Annotated in this window: 10 protein-coding genes; 8 read left to right on the forward strand and 2 right to left on the reverse strand. The window is 64.1% G+C overall.

Going from position 1 to position 14,717, the window contains the following annotated elements:
* Nucleotides 1–77: 77 nt before the first annotated feature.
* Nucleotides 78–1,991, forward strand: a complete 1,914-nt coding sequence (speA, locus tag H045_RS23940; protein ID WP_003233168.1) for an arginine decarboxylase — start codon at nt 78–80, stop codon at nt 1,989–1,991.
* Nucleotides 1,992–2,065: 74 nt separating this feature from the next.
* Complete coding sequence (locus H045_RS23945; protein ID WP_003233167.1) at nt 2,066–2,932, forward strand: alpha/beta hydrolase; 867 nt, start codon at nt 2,066–2,068, stop codon at nt 2,930–2,932.
* Here the strand turns inward: H045_RS23945 and H045_RS23950 are convergent.
* Entirely contained in the window at nt 2,904–4,241 is a 1,338-nt protein-coding gene (locus H045_RS23950; protein ID WP_015373677.1) for an MATE family efflux transporter, read from the reverse strand. The genes H045_RS23945 and H045_RS23950 overlap by 29 nt on opposite strands.
* A 263-nt stretch (nt 4,242–4,504) precedes the next feature.
* On the opposite strand from H045_RS23950, the gene H045_RS23955 reads away from it, so the two are divergent.
* The gene (locus H045_RS23955; RefSeq protein ID WP_015373678.1) at nt 4,505–9,400 is read left to right on the forward strand and encodes an alpha-2-macroglobulin family protein; all 4,896 of its coding nucleotides are present in this window, start codon (nt 4,505–4,507) and stop codon (nt 9,398–9,400) included.
* Between the two features lie 43 nt (nt 9,401–9,443).
* Here the strand turns inward: H045_RS23955 and H045_RS23960 are convergent, their stop codons facing one another.
* A complete protein-coding gene (locus H045_RS23960) occupies nt 9,444–9,737 on the reverse strand; it encodes a hypothetical protein (RefSeq protein WP_003233162.1) in 294 nt (97 codons plus the stop codon).
* Nucleotides 9,738–9,970: 233 nt separating this feature from the next.
* Between H045_RS23960 and pbpC the strand changes: the two genes are divergently transcribed.
* The 5 genes from pbpC (at nt 9,971) to H045_RS23985 (ending at nt 14,630) form a co-directional block, all read left to right on the forward strand.
* Nucleotides 9,971–12,262 (forward strand): peptidoglycan glycosyltransferase PbpC, encoded by a 2,292-nt coding sequence (pbpC, locus tag H045_RS23965; protein ID WP_049818611.1) that lies wholly within the window; start codon nt 9,971–9,973, stop codon nt 12,260–12,262.
* A gap of 91 nt (nt 12,263–12,353) precedes the next feature.
* Nucleotides 12,354–12,662: a MazG-like family protein gene (locus H045_RS23970; protein WP_003233158.1), complete on the forward strand. Its 309-nt coding sequence runs from the start codon at nt 12,354–12,356 to the stop codon at nt 12,660–12,662.
* The gene (locus H045_RS23975) at nt 12,655–13,404 is read left to right on the forward strand and encodes a methyltransferase domain-containing protein (RefSeq protein ID WP_015373680.1); all 750 of its coding nucleotides are present in this window, start codon (nt 12,655–12,657) and stop codon (nt 13,402–13,404) included. The genes H045_RS23970 and H045_RS23975 overlap by 8 nt, the downstream gene beginning before the upstream one ends.
* Before the next feature lie 24 nt (nt 13,405–13,428).
* On the forward strand, nt 13,429–14,049 hold the full coding sequence (locus tag H045_RS23980; RefSeq protein ID WP_015373681.1) for a DUF4136 domain-containing protein: 621 nt from the start codon (nt 13,429–13,431) through the stop codon (nt 14,047–14,049).
* A 23-nt stretch (nt 14,050–14,072) separates the two neighbouring features.
* Nucleotides 14,073–14,630: a DUF4136 domain-containing protein gene (locus H045_RS23985; RefSeq protein WP_003233152.1), complete on the forward strand. Its 558-nt coding sequence runs from the start codon at nt 14,073–14,075 to the stop codon at nt 14,628–14,630.
* The last annotated feature ends 87 nt before the right edge of the window (nt 14,631–14,717 follow it).

The following is a 14,717-nucleotide window of genomic DNA, read 5'->3' on the forward strand; positions in this document are numbered from 1 at the left end:
ATCGTCATTTTTATTCTTTAGACTGCGCCAGCCTCCGCTTGAGGTGGCGCTTTCGCCTTCATTTATAGGGGACTTCGATGTCCGTACGACGCACACGCAAAGACGATGGCAGCCAATGGACCGTTGCGGACAGCCGCAGTGTTTACGGGATTCGCCATTGGGGGGCCGGGTATTTCGCGATCAATGAAGCCGGTCGCGTCGAAGTCCGTCCTAACGGCCCGAACAGCACCCCTGTCGACCTCTACGAGCAGGTCGACCAACTGCGTAAAAGCGGCCTGTCGCTGCCGTTGCTGGTGCGTTTCCCCGATATTCTGCAAGACCGCGTGCGCCAGCTCACCGGAGCCTTCGATGCGAACATCGAGCGCCTGGAATACCAGAGCAAATACACCGCGCTGTACCCGATCAAGGTGAACCAGCAGGAGGCGGTGATCGAAAACATCATCGCCACCCAGAACGTGTCCATCGGCCTGGAAGCCGGCTCCAAACCGGAGCTGCTGGCGGTGCTGGCCCTGGCACCCAAGGGCGGCACCATCGTCTGCAACGGTTACAAGGACCGTGAGTTCATTCGCCTGGCACTGATGGGCCAGAAGCTCGGCCACAACGTGTTCATCGTGATCGAAAAAGAATCCGAAGTTGAGCTGGTGATCGAAGAGGCCGCCAGCCTCAAGGTCAAGCCACAGGTCGGCCTGCGCGTGCGCCTGTCGTCCCTGGCCTCGAGCAAGTGGGCCGACACCGGTGGCGAGAAGTCCAAGTTCGGCCTGTCGGCGGCGCAATTGCTGTCGGTGGTTGAGCGCTTTCGTGCAGCCGGCCTGGATCAGGGCATCCGCCTGCTGCACTTTCATATGGGTTCGCAAATCGCCAACCTGGCCGACTACCAGCACGGGTTCAAGGAAGCCATTCGTTACTACGGCGAACTGCGCAACCTCGGCCTGCCGGTGGATCACATCGACGTGGGCGGTGGCTTGGGCGTGGACTACGACGGCACCCACTCGCGCAACGCCAGCTCCATCAACTACGACATGGACGACTACGCCGGCGTGGTGGTGGGCATGCTCAAGGAATTCTGCGACGCGCAGAGCCTGCCGCACCCGAACATCTTCTCCGAAAGCGGCCGCTCGCTGACCGCCCACCACGCCATGCTGGTGGTGCAGGTTACCGACGTCGAAAAACACAACGACGAAATCCCGACCATCGAAAACAAGGAAAGCCTGCCCGAAACGGTGCAATGGCTGGTGGACCTGCTGGGTCCGACCGACATCGAGATGGTCACCGAAACCTACTGGCGCGCCACTCACTACATGAGCGACGTGGCCACCCAGTACGCTGATGGCAAGCTGACCCTGGCCGAAAAAGCCCTGGCCGAACAATGCTACTTTGCCGTGTGCCGCCGCCTGCACAACTCGCTCAAGGCGCGTCAGCGTTCCCATCGCCAGGTGCTGGACGAGCTCAACGACAAGCTGGCCGACAAGTACATCTGCAACTTCTCGGTATTCCAGAGCCTGCCCGACACCTGGGCCATCGGCCAGGTGCTGCCGATTCTGCCGCTGCACCGCCTCGACGAAGAGCCGTTGCGCCGCGCGGTGTTGCAGGACCTGACCTGCGACTCCGACGGCAAGATCAAGCAATACGTCGACGAGCAGAGCATCGAGACCAGCCTGCCGGTGCACGCCCTCAACGAAGGCGAAGACTACCTGCTGGGTATCTTCCTGGTGGGCGCGTACCAGGAAATTCTGGGTGATATGCACAACCTGTTTGGTGACACCGACTCGGTGAACATCTACCAGCGCGAAGACGGCTCGGTGTACAGCGCCGGCATCGAGACCCACGACACCATCGAAGACATGCTGCGTTACGTGCACCTGTCGCCGGAGGAGTTGATGACCCACTACCGCGACAAGTGCGCGAGCGCGAAGATCTCCGCGTCGGAGCGTACACAGTTCCTGGACGCGTTGCGTCTGGGCCTGACGCGATCCTCGTACCTGTCCTCGTAACCCCTGTGGGAGGGGGCAAGCCCCCTCCCACATTTGAAGCACTGCTAATCCTGAACTTTTGTGGGGGCTGAGCAATGTCCAGCAAATGGCTGCAAATGTTCACTCTCGCGATGGCTGCCTTCCTGGCAGCCTGCTCGCCCATCAAAGTGCTCAATGCACTCACGCCCTCCAGTACCTTCACCAAAACATCCGCAATCGCCTACGGCAGCGATCCCCGCCAGACACTCGATATCTACCGCCCCGTTCCGGCTATTTCCAACGCTCCGGTGGTGGTGTTTTTCTACGGCGGCACCTGGAACAGCGGCGCCAGAGACGATTACGGTTTCGTCGGCGAAGCCCTGGCCTCGCGCGGCATTGTGGTGGTGATTGCCGATTACCGGCTCTACCCGCAAGTGCGCTACCCCGCGTTTTTGCAGGACGGCGCAAAAGCAGTAGCCTGGACCGTTCAGCACGGCGCCGAATACGGCGCCGACCCCAAGCGGCTCTACGTGATGGGCCACAGCTCCGGCGCGTACAACGCCGCGATGCTGGCGCTGGATGCTCGCTGGCTGAAGGAAGAGGGTTTGACCCCTTCGATATTCAAAGGCTGGATCGGCCTGGCCGGGCCTTATGACTTTTTGCCGATTGAAAACCCGGACGTGAAACCGGTGTTTTTCTTCCCCGATTCACCGCCGGATTCGCAGCCGATCAACCATGTCAGCGCTGCGGCGCCGCCGAGCCTGTTGATCGCTTCGAATGACGACAACTTGGTCAATCCCACGCGCAATACCGGTGGGCTGGCTGAGCGTCTGAGGGTGGCTGGCGTGCCGGTGCAGACGTTCTATTTCAGCCGCACCAACCATCAGACGCTGGTGGCGGCCCTGTCCAAACCCCTGCGCTGGCTGGCGCCAGTGCTGGATCGCGTCACGGCATTCATCCAAGCCAGCGACCCTGTCGATTAAGGCGCCAGGCAATGGCCCACAAGGTAAGGCTGCGCACCGCCATGAACAGCAGGAAGCTGATCCACAGGCCGTGGTTGCCGTAACCCTGCAACAGCCAGGCAATGGGCAACAGGATCAGCACCGTCAGCAGCATGCCGTTGCGCATCTCGCGCGCGCGGGTGGCGCCGATAAACAGACCGTCGAGCACGTAACTCCACACCGCAATCAGCGGCAGCACCGCCAGATACGGCAGGTAGCGGTCGGCGGTGTCGCGCACGCTGGGGATGTCGGTCTGCATGGCAATAAACAGATGGCCGGCGAAGGTGAACAGCAGGGCGAAGCCGACGCTGGCGATCAGTGACCAGCCGCAGGCGACGATCAGTGAGCGGCGCAGGGCCTGGCGGTCGTGGGCGCCGATGGCGTGGCCGCACAGGGCTTCCACCGCGTGGGCCAGGCCGTCCAGCGCGTGGGCGGTCAGCAACAGGCCATTGAGCAGCAACGCATTGGCCGCCACCGTGGCATCACCCAAACGCGCGCCTTGCACGGTGATCATGAAAAACACCGACTGCAAGGCCAGGCTGCGGATAAAGATATCGCGGTTGACCGCCAGCAGCGGGCGCCAGTTCTGCCACACCGTGAGCGCGGCCCAGGCGATCTGTCCGGGGTAGGCGCGCAGGGCCTTTTGCGTGAGTGCCAGGCCCAGCAGGGCGCCGGTCCATTCGGCGATCACCGACGCGCGGGCGGAGCCGACCACGCCCCAATCCAGGCCGAGCACGAACCACAGGTTGAGTGCGATGTTCACCAGGTTGGTGGTCAGTAGAATCGCCAGCGGCGCCCGAGCGTTCTGGGTGCCGAGAAACCAGCCGACCAGGGCGTAGCTGGCCAGCGCGGCAGGCAGGCCGAACAGGCGGGTGTGGAAGAACTCGCGGGTGAGTTGGCCCAGTTCGGGCGAAGGCTGCATCCATTCCAGCGCCAGATGGCTCAGAGGGATGCCCACCGTGCCGAGCAGCATCGCCAGGCCCAGCGCCAGCAGCAGGCCCTGCAGCAGAATTTGCCGCAACGCCGCGCCGTCATTGCGCCCGGCAGCCTGGGCGGCAAAGCCGGTGGAGCCCATGCGCAGAAAGCCCATGGCCCAGGCGAGGAAGGTATACAGCGTGGCTCCGACCGCGACCGCGCCCAACTGGTGGGCGTGGGGCAAGTGGCCGATGACTATGCTGTCCACCAGCGCCACCAGCGGCACGGAGATATTCGAAAGAATCATCGGCGCCGCCAGCGCCCAGACACGGCGATGGGTTGGGCGGTCGCGCCAGTCGGTCAATAAGGTCGGCATGGGGGCTCCTCCGGGGAGCGGCATTGTAACCTCGTATTAACCACACCAAGGAACCAATGTGGGAGGCACTGTCGCGCAGCAAACAGCGTCTCTGTGGCGAGCGGGCTTGCCACAGGAGTGTGATTGCTTGAAGTTTCAGGTTTTAAAATCAGCCCGTTATTTTGTGTTTGATAAAAGGTCTCTCCACCTTTTGATCTCCAGCGGCAGTCTCGCTACGGCTGATATATAGTTCACACCCGGTTCCCTCTTACTACGAGTGCCCCATGCTTAACAAAGGATTGTTCCTGGCCTGTGCGCTGGCCCTGCTGAGTGCCTGCGATTCTTCCGATAAACCGGCTGCACCGTCTGCGCCCAGCGCGGCGGCAGTGCCCAAATCGGCCAGGGCGGCGCCGGATGTGGCAGCGTTGAAGCAGCGCTACGCCGGGCGCGAGTTGAGCGTGGTGGACGTGTCCGAAGTGCAACTGGACGGGGCCAGCACGCTGTCGGTGAGCTTTTCCATTCCCCTGGACCCCGATCAGACATTCGCCGACAAGCTCCATCTGGTCGACAGCAAGTCCGGCAAGGTCGATGGCGCCTGGGAGCTGTCCGACAACCTGATGGAACTGCGCCTGCGCCACCTTGAGCCGCAGCGCAAACTGGTGCTCACCGTCGACCCCGGAGTGAAGGCGGTGAACAACGCTCTGCTGCCCGCCGAATACAGCGCCCGCCTGGAAACCCGCGACCTGCAAGCCACCGTCGGCTTCGCCAGCCGCGGCACCCTGTTGCCTACGCGTCTGGCCGAAGGTTTGCCGGTAATTGCGCTGAATGTCGACAAGATCGACGTGGAATTCTTCCGCATCAAGCCCGAATCCCTGCCTTCGTTCCTGGCGCAGTGGGGCCGCAACACCAGCCTGCAAAGCTACGAGTCCCAGGAGCTGCTGCCCCTGGCCGACCTGGTCTACGGTGGCCGTTTCGACCTGAACCCGGCACGCAACACCCGCGAGACGCTGTTGCTGCCGATCGCAGGCCTCAAGCAATTGCAGCAACCGGGCGTGTATCTGGCGGTGATGCGCGCGTCGGGCACCTACAACTACTCGCAGCCTGCCACACTGTTCACCTTGAGTGATATCGGCCTGTCGTTGCATCGCTACGCCAATCGTCTGGATGTATTTACCCAGGCACTGGAAGGCGGCAAGGCGCTGGAGGGCGTCGAGCTTGAAGTGCTGGACGCCGAGGGCCGCGTATTGGGTCAGGGCAAGACCGAACAGGGCGGCCACGCCGAGCTGCCGCTGCCGAAAAAAGCCCAGGTGCTGTTGGCCAGGCAGGGCGAGCAAACCAGCCTGTTGCGTCTGGACAGTGCGGCCCTGGACCTGGCCGAATTCGATATCGGCGGGCAACCGTCGCACCCGTTGCAGTTTTTTGTGTTCGGCCCGCGCGACCTGTATCGCCCCGGCGAAACGGTGCTGCTCAATGCTCTGTTGCGCGACAAGGACGGCAACGCCGTCAAGCCGCAGCCGGTGAGCGTCGAGGTGCGCCGCCCGGATGAACAGGTGAGCCGCAAATTCGTGTGGGAAGCCGACGCCTCCGGCCTCTATCAATATCCCTTGCAACTGGCAGTCGAAGCGCCGACCGGGCGCTGGCAACTGGTGTTCGATCTGGGTGACGGCAAGCCGCAGCTGTATGAATTTCTTGTCGAGGACTTCCTGCCCGAGCGGTTGGCGCTGGAACTCAAGGGCAGCGACACCGCGCTGAGCCCGGCGGACAACCCGGTGATCCAGGTGAATGGGCGCTACCTGTACGGCGCGCCGGCATCGGGCAATCGGATCAGCGGCCAAGTCTACGTGCGCCCGCTGCGTGAGGCGGTCAAGTCGCTGCCGGGTTATCAATTCGGCTCGGTCACCGAAGAGGAGCTGAGCCAGGATTTCGAACTGGACGAAAGCGTGCTCGACGGCAAAGGCCAGCAAGCGTTGACCCTGGAAAGCAAATGGTCCGAGGCCAAGTCGCCGCTGCAACTGATCGTGCAGGCCAGCCTGCAGGAGTCCGGCGGGCGCCCGATTACCCGGCGTCTGGTGCAGCCGATCTGGCCGGCCGAGCAACTGCCTGGCCTGCGCGGGCTGTTTGACGGCAAGGAAACCAATGGCGACGGCCCGGCGGAATTCGAAGTGCTGGTGGCCAACCAGGAAGGGCAGAAGCTCGCCGCGCACAACCTCAAGGTGCGCCTGGTGCGCGAGCGCCGCGACTACTACTGGAACTACTCCGACAACGACGGCTGGAGCTATCACTTCAACGAAAAATTCCTCAACCTCGACGAGCAGACCCTCAACATCAAGGCCGGCGACACCGCCAGAGTCAGCTTCCAGGTGGAATGGGGCCCGTACCGCGTCGAAGTGGAAGACCCGCAGACCGGGTTGGTCAGCAGCCTGCGGTTCTGGGCCGGTTACCAGGCCCAGGACAACACCGAAGGCGGCGCCGTGCGCCCGGATCAGGTCAAGCTGGCACTGGATAAACCTGCCTATGGCGACGGCGACACAGCGAATGTCACGGTAACGCCGCCGGCGGCTGGTAAAGGCTACCTGTTGGTGGAATCCGCCGAAGGGCCGTTGTGGTGGCAGGAAATCGACGTACCGGCCGAAGGCAAAAGCTTTGCCGTGAAACTGGACCCGAAATGGGCGCGGCATGACCTGTACGTGAGTGCGCTGGTGGTTCGTCCCGGCGAGCGCAAGGCCAATATCACCCCCAAGCGGGCCGTGGGCCTGTTGCACCTGCCGCTGGATCGCACCCAGCGCAAACTCGCCCTGACCCTCACGGCGCCGGAAAAAATGCGCCCCAAGCAACCGCTGACGGTGAAGATTGCCGCCAAAAACGCCGACGGCAGCGTGCCCAAGCAGGTGCATGTGCTGCTGGCGGCGGTGGACGTGGGCATTCTCAATATCACCGAATACCCGACACCCGACCCGTACTCCAGCCTGTTCGGCCGCAAGGCCTATGGTGTCGATCAGTTCGACATCTACGGCCAGTTGATCGAGGCCGGGCAGGGCCGTCTGGCCAGCCTGGCGTTCGGTGGTGACGCGGCGCTGGCCAAGGGCGGCAAGCGCCCGGACACCAGCGTGACCATCGTCGCCCTGCAAAGCGCGCCGGTTACCTTGAACGAGCAGGGCGAGGGCGAAGTCAGCGTCAATATTCCCGACTTCAACGGCGAACTGCGCCTGATGGCCCAGGCCTGGAGCGATGACCGCTACGGCATGGCCGAAGGCAAGACAGTGATCGCCGCGCCGCTGATCGCCGAACTGTCGGCGCCGCGCTTTCTGGCCGGTGGCGACCAGACTACCCTGGCGCTGGACCTGTCCAACCTGTCGGGCAAGGCGCAGAAACTGGAGGTGCAGTTGCGCGCCGAAGGGCAACTGGAGTTGGTCAACAGCGGCGCGCAAACCGTCGAATTGAAGCAGGGCCAGCGCACCACGTTGCGCATTCCGGTGAAAGCCTGGGGCGGCCTGGGGCAGGGCAAGGTCAAGGTGAGCGTCAATGGCCTGGACCTGCCGGGGGAAAACCTGCCGCCGTTCAGCCGCGAATGGACCCTGGGCGTGCGCCCGGCCTACCCGGCGTTGCTCAAACATTACCGCGCGGTGCTCAAGGATCAGCCTTGGAGCCTGCCGGCGGGCGCGCTGGATCAGTTCGACGCCTCCGGGCGTGAGGCGCTGTTGAGCCTGTCGAGCCGGCCGCCGTTGAACCTCGGCGCGCAAATCGCGGCGCTCAAGGCGTACCCCTACGGTTGTCTGGAGCAAACCGCCAGCGGCTTGTACCCCTCGCTGTATGCCGACGAGGCGTTGCTCAAACGTCTGAGCATCAAAGGCGAGCCGGACGCCGAGCGCAAGCGCAAGATCGAACTGGGCATCGAGCGCCTGCTGGGCATGCAGCGCTATAACGGCAGCTTTGGCCTGTGGGGCGCCGATGGCGAGGAAGAGTACTGGCTGACCGCCTATGTCACCGACTTCCTGCTGCGCGCCCGCGACCAGGGCTTTGCGGTGCCGCCTGAAGCCTTGAAAAAAGCCAGTGAGCGCCTGCTGCGCTATGTGCAGGAGCGTAACCTGATCGAGGTGGATTACAGCGACAACGCCGAACACACCCGCTTTGCCGTGCAGGCCTACGCCGGTATGGTGCTGGCGCGCAGTCAACAGGCACCATTGGGCGCATTGCGCAGCATTTTCGAGCGGCGCAGCGACGCGCGTTCCGGGTTGCCGCTGGTGCAACTGTCCATCGCCTTGCAGAAGATGGGCGATCAGCCACGGGCCGATCAGGCCTTACAGGCAGGGCTCGCCGCCCAGCGCAGCGCCAAGGAATGGCTGGCCGACTACGGCAGCCCGCTGCGCGATCAGGCGATGATTCTGGCGTTGCTGGAGGAAAATGACCTGGCCAAGGGCAGGCGTGAAGAGCGCCTGTTCAGCTTGTCGGACCAATTGGCGGCCAGCCCGTACCTGTCGACCCAGGAGCGCAATTCACTGTTCCTGGCCGGGCGGCTCGGGTTTTCCCTGCCCGAGGCGAACTGGCAGGTAGCCCTGACCGGCAGCGGCGGCACGCAGGAGCTGAACAACCAGCACTCCACCGTGCAACTGGATGACACGTCGCTGGCAAGCGACCTCAGCCTGAGCAATGGGGGCCAAACGCCGGTGTATCAGCAATTGACCATTTCCGGTTATCCACAGGTGCCACCAGCACCGGGCGGCGACAACCTGAGTATCCGCCGCGAATACCTGGGCATGAACGGTCAGCCGCTGAACCTGCACAACCTCAACAGCGGCGACCTGGTGCTGGTGCACCTGACGGTCGGCGCCAAACAGCGCGTGCCGGATGCCCTGGTGGTGGACCTGCTGCCGGCCGGTCTGGAGCTGGAAAACCAGAACCTGGCGCAAAGCGCCGCCAGCCTGGAAAACGCCAGCAGCCAGGTGAAGGAATGGCGCGAGTCGATGCAGAACGCCTCGCTCAAGCATCAGGAGTTCCGCGATGACCGCTACGTGGCGGCGCTGAACCTGGACGGCTACGGCGCCACGCACCTGCTGTACCTGGCGCGTGCGGTCACCCCGGGCACCTACCGTGTGCCGCCGCCGCAGGTGGAGTCGATGTACCGGCCGAACTGGCAGGCGGTGGGAGAGACCCCGGCAGACATGGTGATCAAGGGCCGCTGAGGCCCGGCACTGAACGCAGGGAAGTGGGGGGAGGCTGGCTGGGTCAGTGCACGACCCAGCTCAGCAACCACAACCCCAGCATCAGCCAGATGATCCCCATGATGATCGAGGCGCGCATGAACGCACGAACCGCCGAGTACAGCAGCATCAAGCCGATGATCAGGGTGATGATGCTGATGATCGAGGTGTCCATGCCCAGGGTGCGCGACAGGCCTTCGACAAAGTTGCCGCCGGCATGGGTCAAGGCCCCGAACAGTCCGCTGAGGCCGTCGACGATAAACCGGATCACTGAACCCAGTGCCTGGCCCAACCATTCAAAGAAGCTTTCTACCTGCATGTGTGTGTCCTGATGAGAGGGTGGGCGTGTCTGTGCCTTTGGTTGCCGATAACGCGGGCTAGTTCCCTGCAAGCATAGAGGTTTGGCGGTTTGAGTTTTCGATTAATCATGCAATTCAAGGTGGGAGGGGACTTGTTCCCGATAGCGGTGTGTCAGCTGTGAATAAGTTGGCTGGAAGGTCGCCATCGGGAGCAAGCCCCCTCCCACGGGTGCTGCGCTGGGGCTTTGCAAGTGTGTTGTTGGTGATAGCGCTGTTGTGGCTGGCCGACCGCCTCTGGCCCTTGCCCCTGCCCCAGGATGACCTCGCCCGTGTAGTGCTGGCCGAGGATGGCACGCCATTGTGGCGCTTTGCCGATGCCAACGGCGTGTGGCGCTACCCCGTGCAAACCGGTGAAGTCTCGCCGTATTACCTCGACGCGCTGCTCACCTACGAAGACCGCTGGTTTTACGAACACCCCGGCGTGAACCCGCTGTCGCTGGTGCGCGCCACCTGGCAGAACCTTACCGGCGCGCGGGTGGTATCGGGCGGCAGCACGCTGTCGATGCAGGTGGCACGCCTGCTCGATCCGCATTCGCGCACCTGGCACGGCAAGTTGCGCCAGCTGTGGCGCACCGCGCAACTGGAATGGCATTTGTCCAAGGAGCAGATTCTCAACCTTTACCTCAACCGCGCGCCGTTCGGTGGCACCTTGCAGGGCGTGGCAGCGGCCAGTTGGGCTTATCTGGGCAAGTCTCCAGCGCAGCTCACCCATGCTGAAGCCGCCATGCTCGCAGTCTTGCCCCAGGCGCCCAGCCGCCTGCGCCCGGACCGTCACCCGCAGCGCGCCCAGCAAGCCCGCGACAAGGTGCTGCGCCGCCTCGCCGAATTCCAGGTGTGGCCGCAGTCGGCGGTCGATGAGGCCCTGGAAGAACCGCTGCTGCTGGCGCCGCGCCTGGAACCGAGCCTGGCGCCGTTGCTGGCGCGCCGCCTCAACCGTGCGGACAGCCCGCCGCTGATCCGCACCACGCTGGACGCCACCCTGCAGCGCCGTCTCGAAGACTTGTTGCTGGGCTGGCGCGCGCGTCTGCCCGAGCACACCTCGGCCGCGATTCTGGTGGTGGAGGAAGAAACCATGGCCGTGCGCGCTTACCTGGGGTCGGTGGACATCAACGACGCCAGACGTTTCGGCCATGTGGACATGATCAGCGCACTGCGCTCGCCCGGCTCTACCTTAAAACCGTTTTTGTATGGCATGGCTTTGGACGAAGGACTGATCCATTCCGAATCCCTGCTGCAGGACGTGCCCCGGCGCTACGGCGATTATCGCCCGGGCAATTTCTCCATGGGTTTTACCGGCGCGGTGCCGGCCAGTACGGCGCTGTCCAGTTCGTTGAACCTGCCGGCGGTGCAGTTGTTGGAGGCGTACGGGCCCAAGCGGTTTGCCGCGCAGATGCGCATCGGCGGCGTGCCCTTGGCGTTGCCGGCGCTGGCCGAGCCGAACCTGGCGCTGATCCTCGGCGGCGCGGGCAGTCGTCTTGAGGATTTGGTGAGTGGCTACAGCGCATTCGCCCGCGACGGCAAAAGCGCGACCATTCGCTTGCAGCCGGACGACGTCCTGCGTGAGCGCCCATTGTTATCGCCAGGGTCCGCCTGGATTGTGCGGCGCATCCTCAGCGGCCAGGCGCGGCCTGACCGTGACCCGCGTGCCGAGCTGGTGCAACGCCCCGCGCTGGCCTGGAAAACCGGCACCAGCTATGGCTTTCGCGATGCCTGGGCGATTGGCGTGGGGCCGCGCTATCTGATCGGCGTGTGGATCGGCCGCCCGGACGGTACGCCGGTGCCGGGGCAGTTCGGCCTGGCGTCGGCGGCGCCGCTGATGTTGCAGGTGCACGACGTGCTGGCCAACCGCGACAGCCAGCGCGGTATCAGCGCGCCGGTCAAACCGGTGCCGGCCAATGTGGGCGTGGCGGCGATCTGCTGGCCGCTGGGTCAGCCCATGAGCCGCAGCGATCCGAATTGTCGGCGCCAGCGCTTTGCCTGGACGCTGGACAACACCGCGCCGCCGACCCTGCTGGCGCTGGACCAGCCGCTGAGTGTGGGCCTTAAGGAAACCGTGTGGGTCAACGCGCGGGGCTTGCGCGTCGACGCCCAATGCCCTGGCGCCGTTGCCCGGGACATTGCCCTGTGGCCCGCGCCGCTGGAGCCGTGGTTGCCGAAGGCGGAGCGCCGGGACGCGCGCATTCCGGCGGCAGACCCGGATTGCCCGCCGCCAGCACTGGCGGCGGCGTCGCCGTTGTCGATTGTGGGCGTGCGCGAAGGTGACCAGTTGCGCCTGCCGGCCGCCAGTCAGCAGACGCTGCGCCTGAAGTTATCAGCGCTGGGCGGCAGTGGCCGGCGCTGGTGGTTCCTCAACGGTGCGCCGCTGGGTGACAGTGCCAATCAGGACAGCATCAATGCCAGCTTTGATCGGCTGGGGCGGTATCAACTGAGTGTGCTGGATGAGGCGGGGCAGACGGCTCGGCTTGAGTTCAGTGTTGTTGACTAGGGCTCCCGATAACGTCCTGAAGGCCACCGCAGGCTATTCACTTGCCTTCAAGCCCCATCCCCCCGAAGCTATACGCCTTCAGGAGCCCAGCATGAACCTCGAACACCTCACCGAACGCCTGCACCGCATCCGCGATACCAACGACTGGAAGCAGTTCCACAGCCCGAAAAATCTGGCCATGGCCGCCAGTGTGGAAATGGCCGAGCTGGTGGAAATCTTCCAATGGCTCAGCGAAGACCAGTCGCGCCAGCTACCGCCGGAGAAACTTGCCCATGCCGGGCAGGAAGTCGGTGATATCGTCTTGTACCTGCTGTTGCTGTGCAGTGAACTGGGCCTGGACATGGACGCGGTGGTGCGCGCCAAGCTGGCCGACAGCGAACGGCGGTTCGCCCATGAGTGATCGCCACTTCGACCAGTTGGCCACGCGCTTCGCCGAGAAGATCTACGGCGGTGCCAAGGGCGCCATCCGCCTGGCGGTGCTCCAGGCCGACCTCGCCGAGGCCTTGCCGCAACGCCCATTGCGCGTGCTGGACATCGGCGCGGGGCTGGGCCACATGTCGCTGTGGCTCGCCGAACGCGGTCACACGGTGACGCTGGCCGAGCCCGCCGCGCCGATGCTCGACGGCGCGCGCCAGCGTTTCGCCGAGGCAGGGCAGAGCGCAACCTTCATTCATGCGCCCTGGCAGGAACTGCCCGGCCAGCTCACCGAACCCTACGACCTGGTGCTGTGCCACGCCGTGCTGGAATGGCTGGCCGAACCCCACGCGATCCTGCCGGTGCTGCATCAACTGACCGTGCCGGGTGGCTGGCTGTCGCTGGCGTTCTACAACCGCGATGCGTTGATCTACCGCAACCTGCTCAAGGGCCACTTTCGCAAGATGCGCAACAACGACATGGCTGGCGAGAAGCAGAGCCTCACGCCACAGCAACCGCTCGATCCACGGGAATTGGCGGCGCAACTCGCAGGCCACTGGCAGGTCGAAAGCCAAAGTGGTGTCAGGGTGTTTCACGACTACATGCCGGTGGAATTCCAGGCCCGGGCCCAGTTGCAGGATTTAGTCGAGATGGAGCTCGCTCATCGTCGTCACCCAGGCTTTGCCGGACTTGGGCGCTATTTGCACTGGATGTGTCGTCCGGTTTAAGCACGCCAGTTTGCGGAGGTCGAAATGCGTCGTCTCTGTTTGATTCTGTTATCCCTGGGCCTGGGCGCCTGTTCCAGCCCCAACCCTTACGTGGCCAGTTCGGCGCCGATGCCGCCGGCACCCGCGCAAGCGGCCAGGGTGTTCGATGCCAGCGCGTATCCGGCGCCGGTGCGCGACTACGGCGCCTACCGCAACTGGGCCTGGCGCAACGGCCAGCTCCCGGCGGGCAGTGCCTGGGCGGATTCGGCGCAGATTGCCGAGGCGGTCAGCGGCGCGCTGGACCAGCGTGGCCTGCGCCCGCTGCACGACAACCGCGCGCCCGACCTGTTGGTCAGCGCGGATGTGCACACGGAAAAGCGCTTGCGGCAGGTGCGCGATGACTATGGTTACAACGGCGGTTACAACGGCGGCTACGGTGGCTACAACCGCTATGGCAATGGCTACGGCATGTACAACTCGGCGCCGCTGGTGCGCACTTATGAAGTGCAGGTGGTTGTGGTGCGGGTCGACCTCTTCGACGCGCGCAGCGGCCAGCCGGTGTGGAGCGCCAGCGCCGAAACCGGCAGCTCGGGCAGCCTTGGCGAGCGCGCCGATGCGTTGCGCCAGGCGGTGCAAAAGGCGCTGACGGCGTATCCTCCGCATTAACGCTAGGGTCTGGGAGAACTATCATGTTTGGACGTATCGCTGCGCTTGCCGTTGTTCTGCTGCTGGGCGGTTGCCAGAGCGGCCAGGTCAACCACGATTTTGACGCCAGCCGAGACTTCGGCGCCTACCGCAGTTGGGCCTGGAAAGACCCGGCCCTGCAATACAGCCCGGATGACCCGCGCATCAAGAGTGACCTCACCGAACAGCGCATCCGCCAGGCCGTGGGCGAGCAACTGGACCAGCGCGGCCTGCGCCCAGCCGCGCCAGGCGCTCGGGCCGACCTGCGTGTGCAGGCCTACCTGATCGTCGAAGACCGCCAGCAACAAGTCACCACCAACTATGGTGGCCCGTGGGGCAACCCGTGGAACGGCTACTGGGGCGCGCCGATGTACAACGAAACGCGCAACCTCACCTACAAGGTGGCAACCCTGCAGATCGACCTGCTCGACGGCAAGGACGGCAAGCTGGTGTGGCGCGGCAGTGACGAGCAATTGATGGCCAGCTCACCCAACCCGCAGGATCGCAGTGATGCTGTTCGCAAAACGGTGGCGCGAATTCTCTCCAGCTACCCGCCCCGTTAACGACACCCCGGATCTGGCAGGCCAGCACATTCCTTTGGCAAGCCCCCAATCCCGTTCAGTTAAGGAAAATGTGTGTGGTTATTGTGG

This window comes from Pseudomonas poae RE*1-1-14 (genome assembly GCF_000336465.1).
Taxonomy (GTDB): Bacteria; Pseudomonadota; Gammaproteobacteria; order Pseudomonadales; family Pseudomonadaceae; genus Aquipseudomonas; species Aquipseudomonas poae.

Excerpts from the sequence above, each read along its gene's own strand:
- speA (WP_003233168.1), top strand. The coding sequence starts at position 78 with ATGTCCGTACGACGCACACGCAAAGACGATGGCAGCCAATGGACCGTT.
- H045_RS23945 (WP_003233167.1), top strand. The coding sequence starts at position 2,066 with ATGTCCAGCAAATGGCTGCAAATGTTCACTCTCGCGATGGCTGCCTTC.
- H045_RS23950 (WP_015373677.1), bottom strand. The coding sequence starts at position 4,241 with ATGCCGACCTTATTGACCGACTGGCGCGACCGCCCAACCCATCGCCGT.
- H045_RS23955 (WP_015373678.1), top strand. The coding sequence starts at position 4,505 with ATGCTTAACAAAGGATTGTTCCTGGCCTGTGCGCTGGCCCTGCTGAGT.
- H045_RS23960 (WP_003233162.1), bottom strand. The coding sequence starts at position 9,737 with ATGCAGGTAGAAAGCTTCTTTGAATGGTTGGGCCAGGCACTGGGTTCA.
- H045_RS23970 (WP_003233158.1), top strand. The coding sequence starts at position 12,354 with ATGAACCTCGAACACCTCACCGAACGCCTGCACCGCATCCGCGATACC.
- H045_RS23975 (WP_015373680.1), top strand. The coding sequence starts at position 12,655 with ATGAGTGATCGCCACTTCGACCAGTTGGCCACGCGCTTCGCCGAGAAG.
- H045_RS23980 (WP_015373681.1), top strand. The coding sequence starts at position 13,429 with ATGCGTCGTCTCTGTTTGATTCTGTTATCCCTGGGCCTGGGCGCCTGT.
- H045_RS23985 (WP_003233152.1), top strand. The coding sequence starts at position 14,073 with ATGTTTGGACGTATCGCTGCGCTTGCCGTTGTTCTGCTGCTGGGCGGT.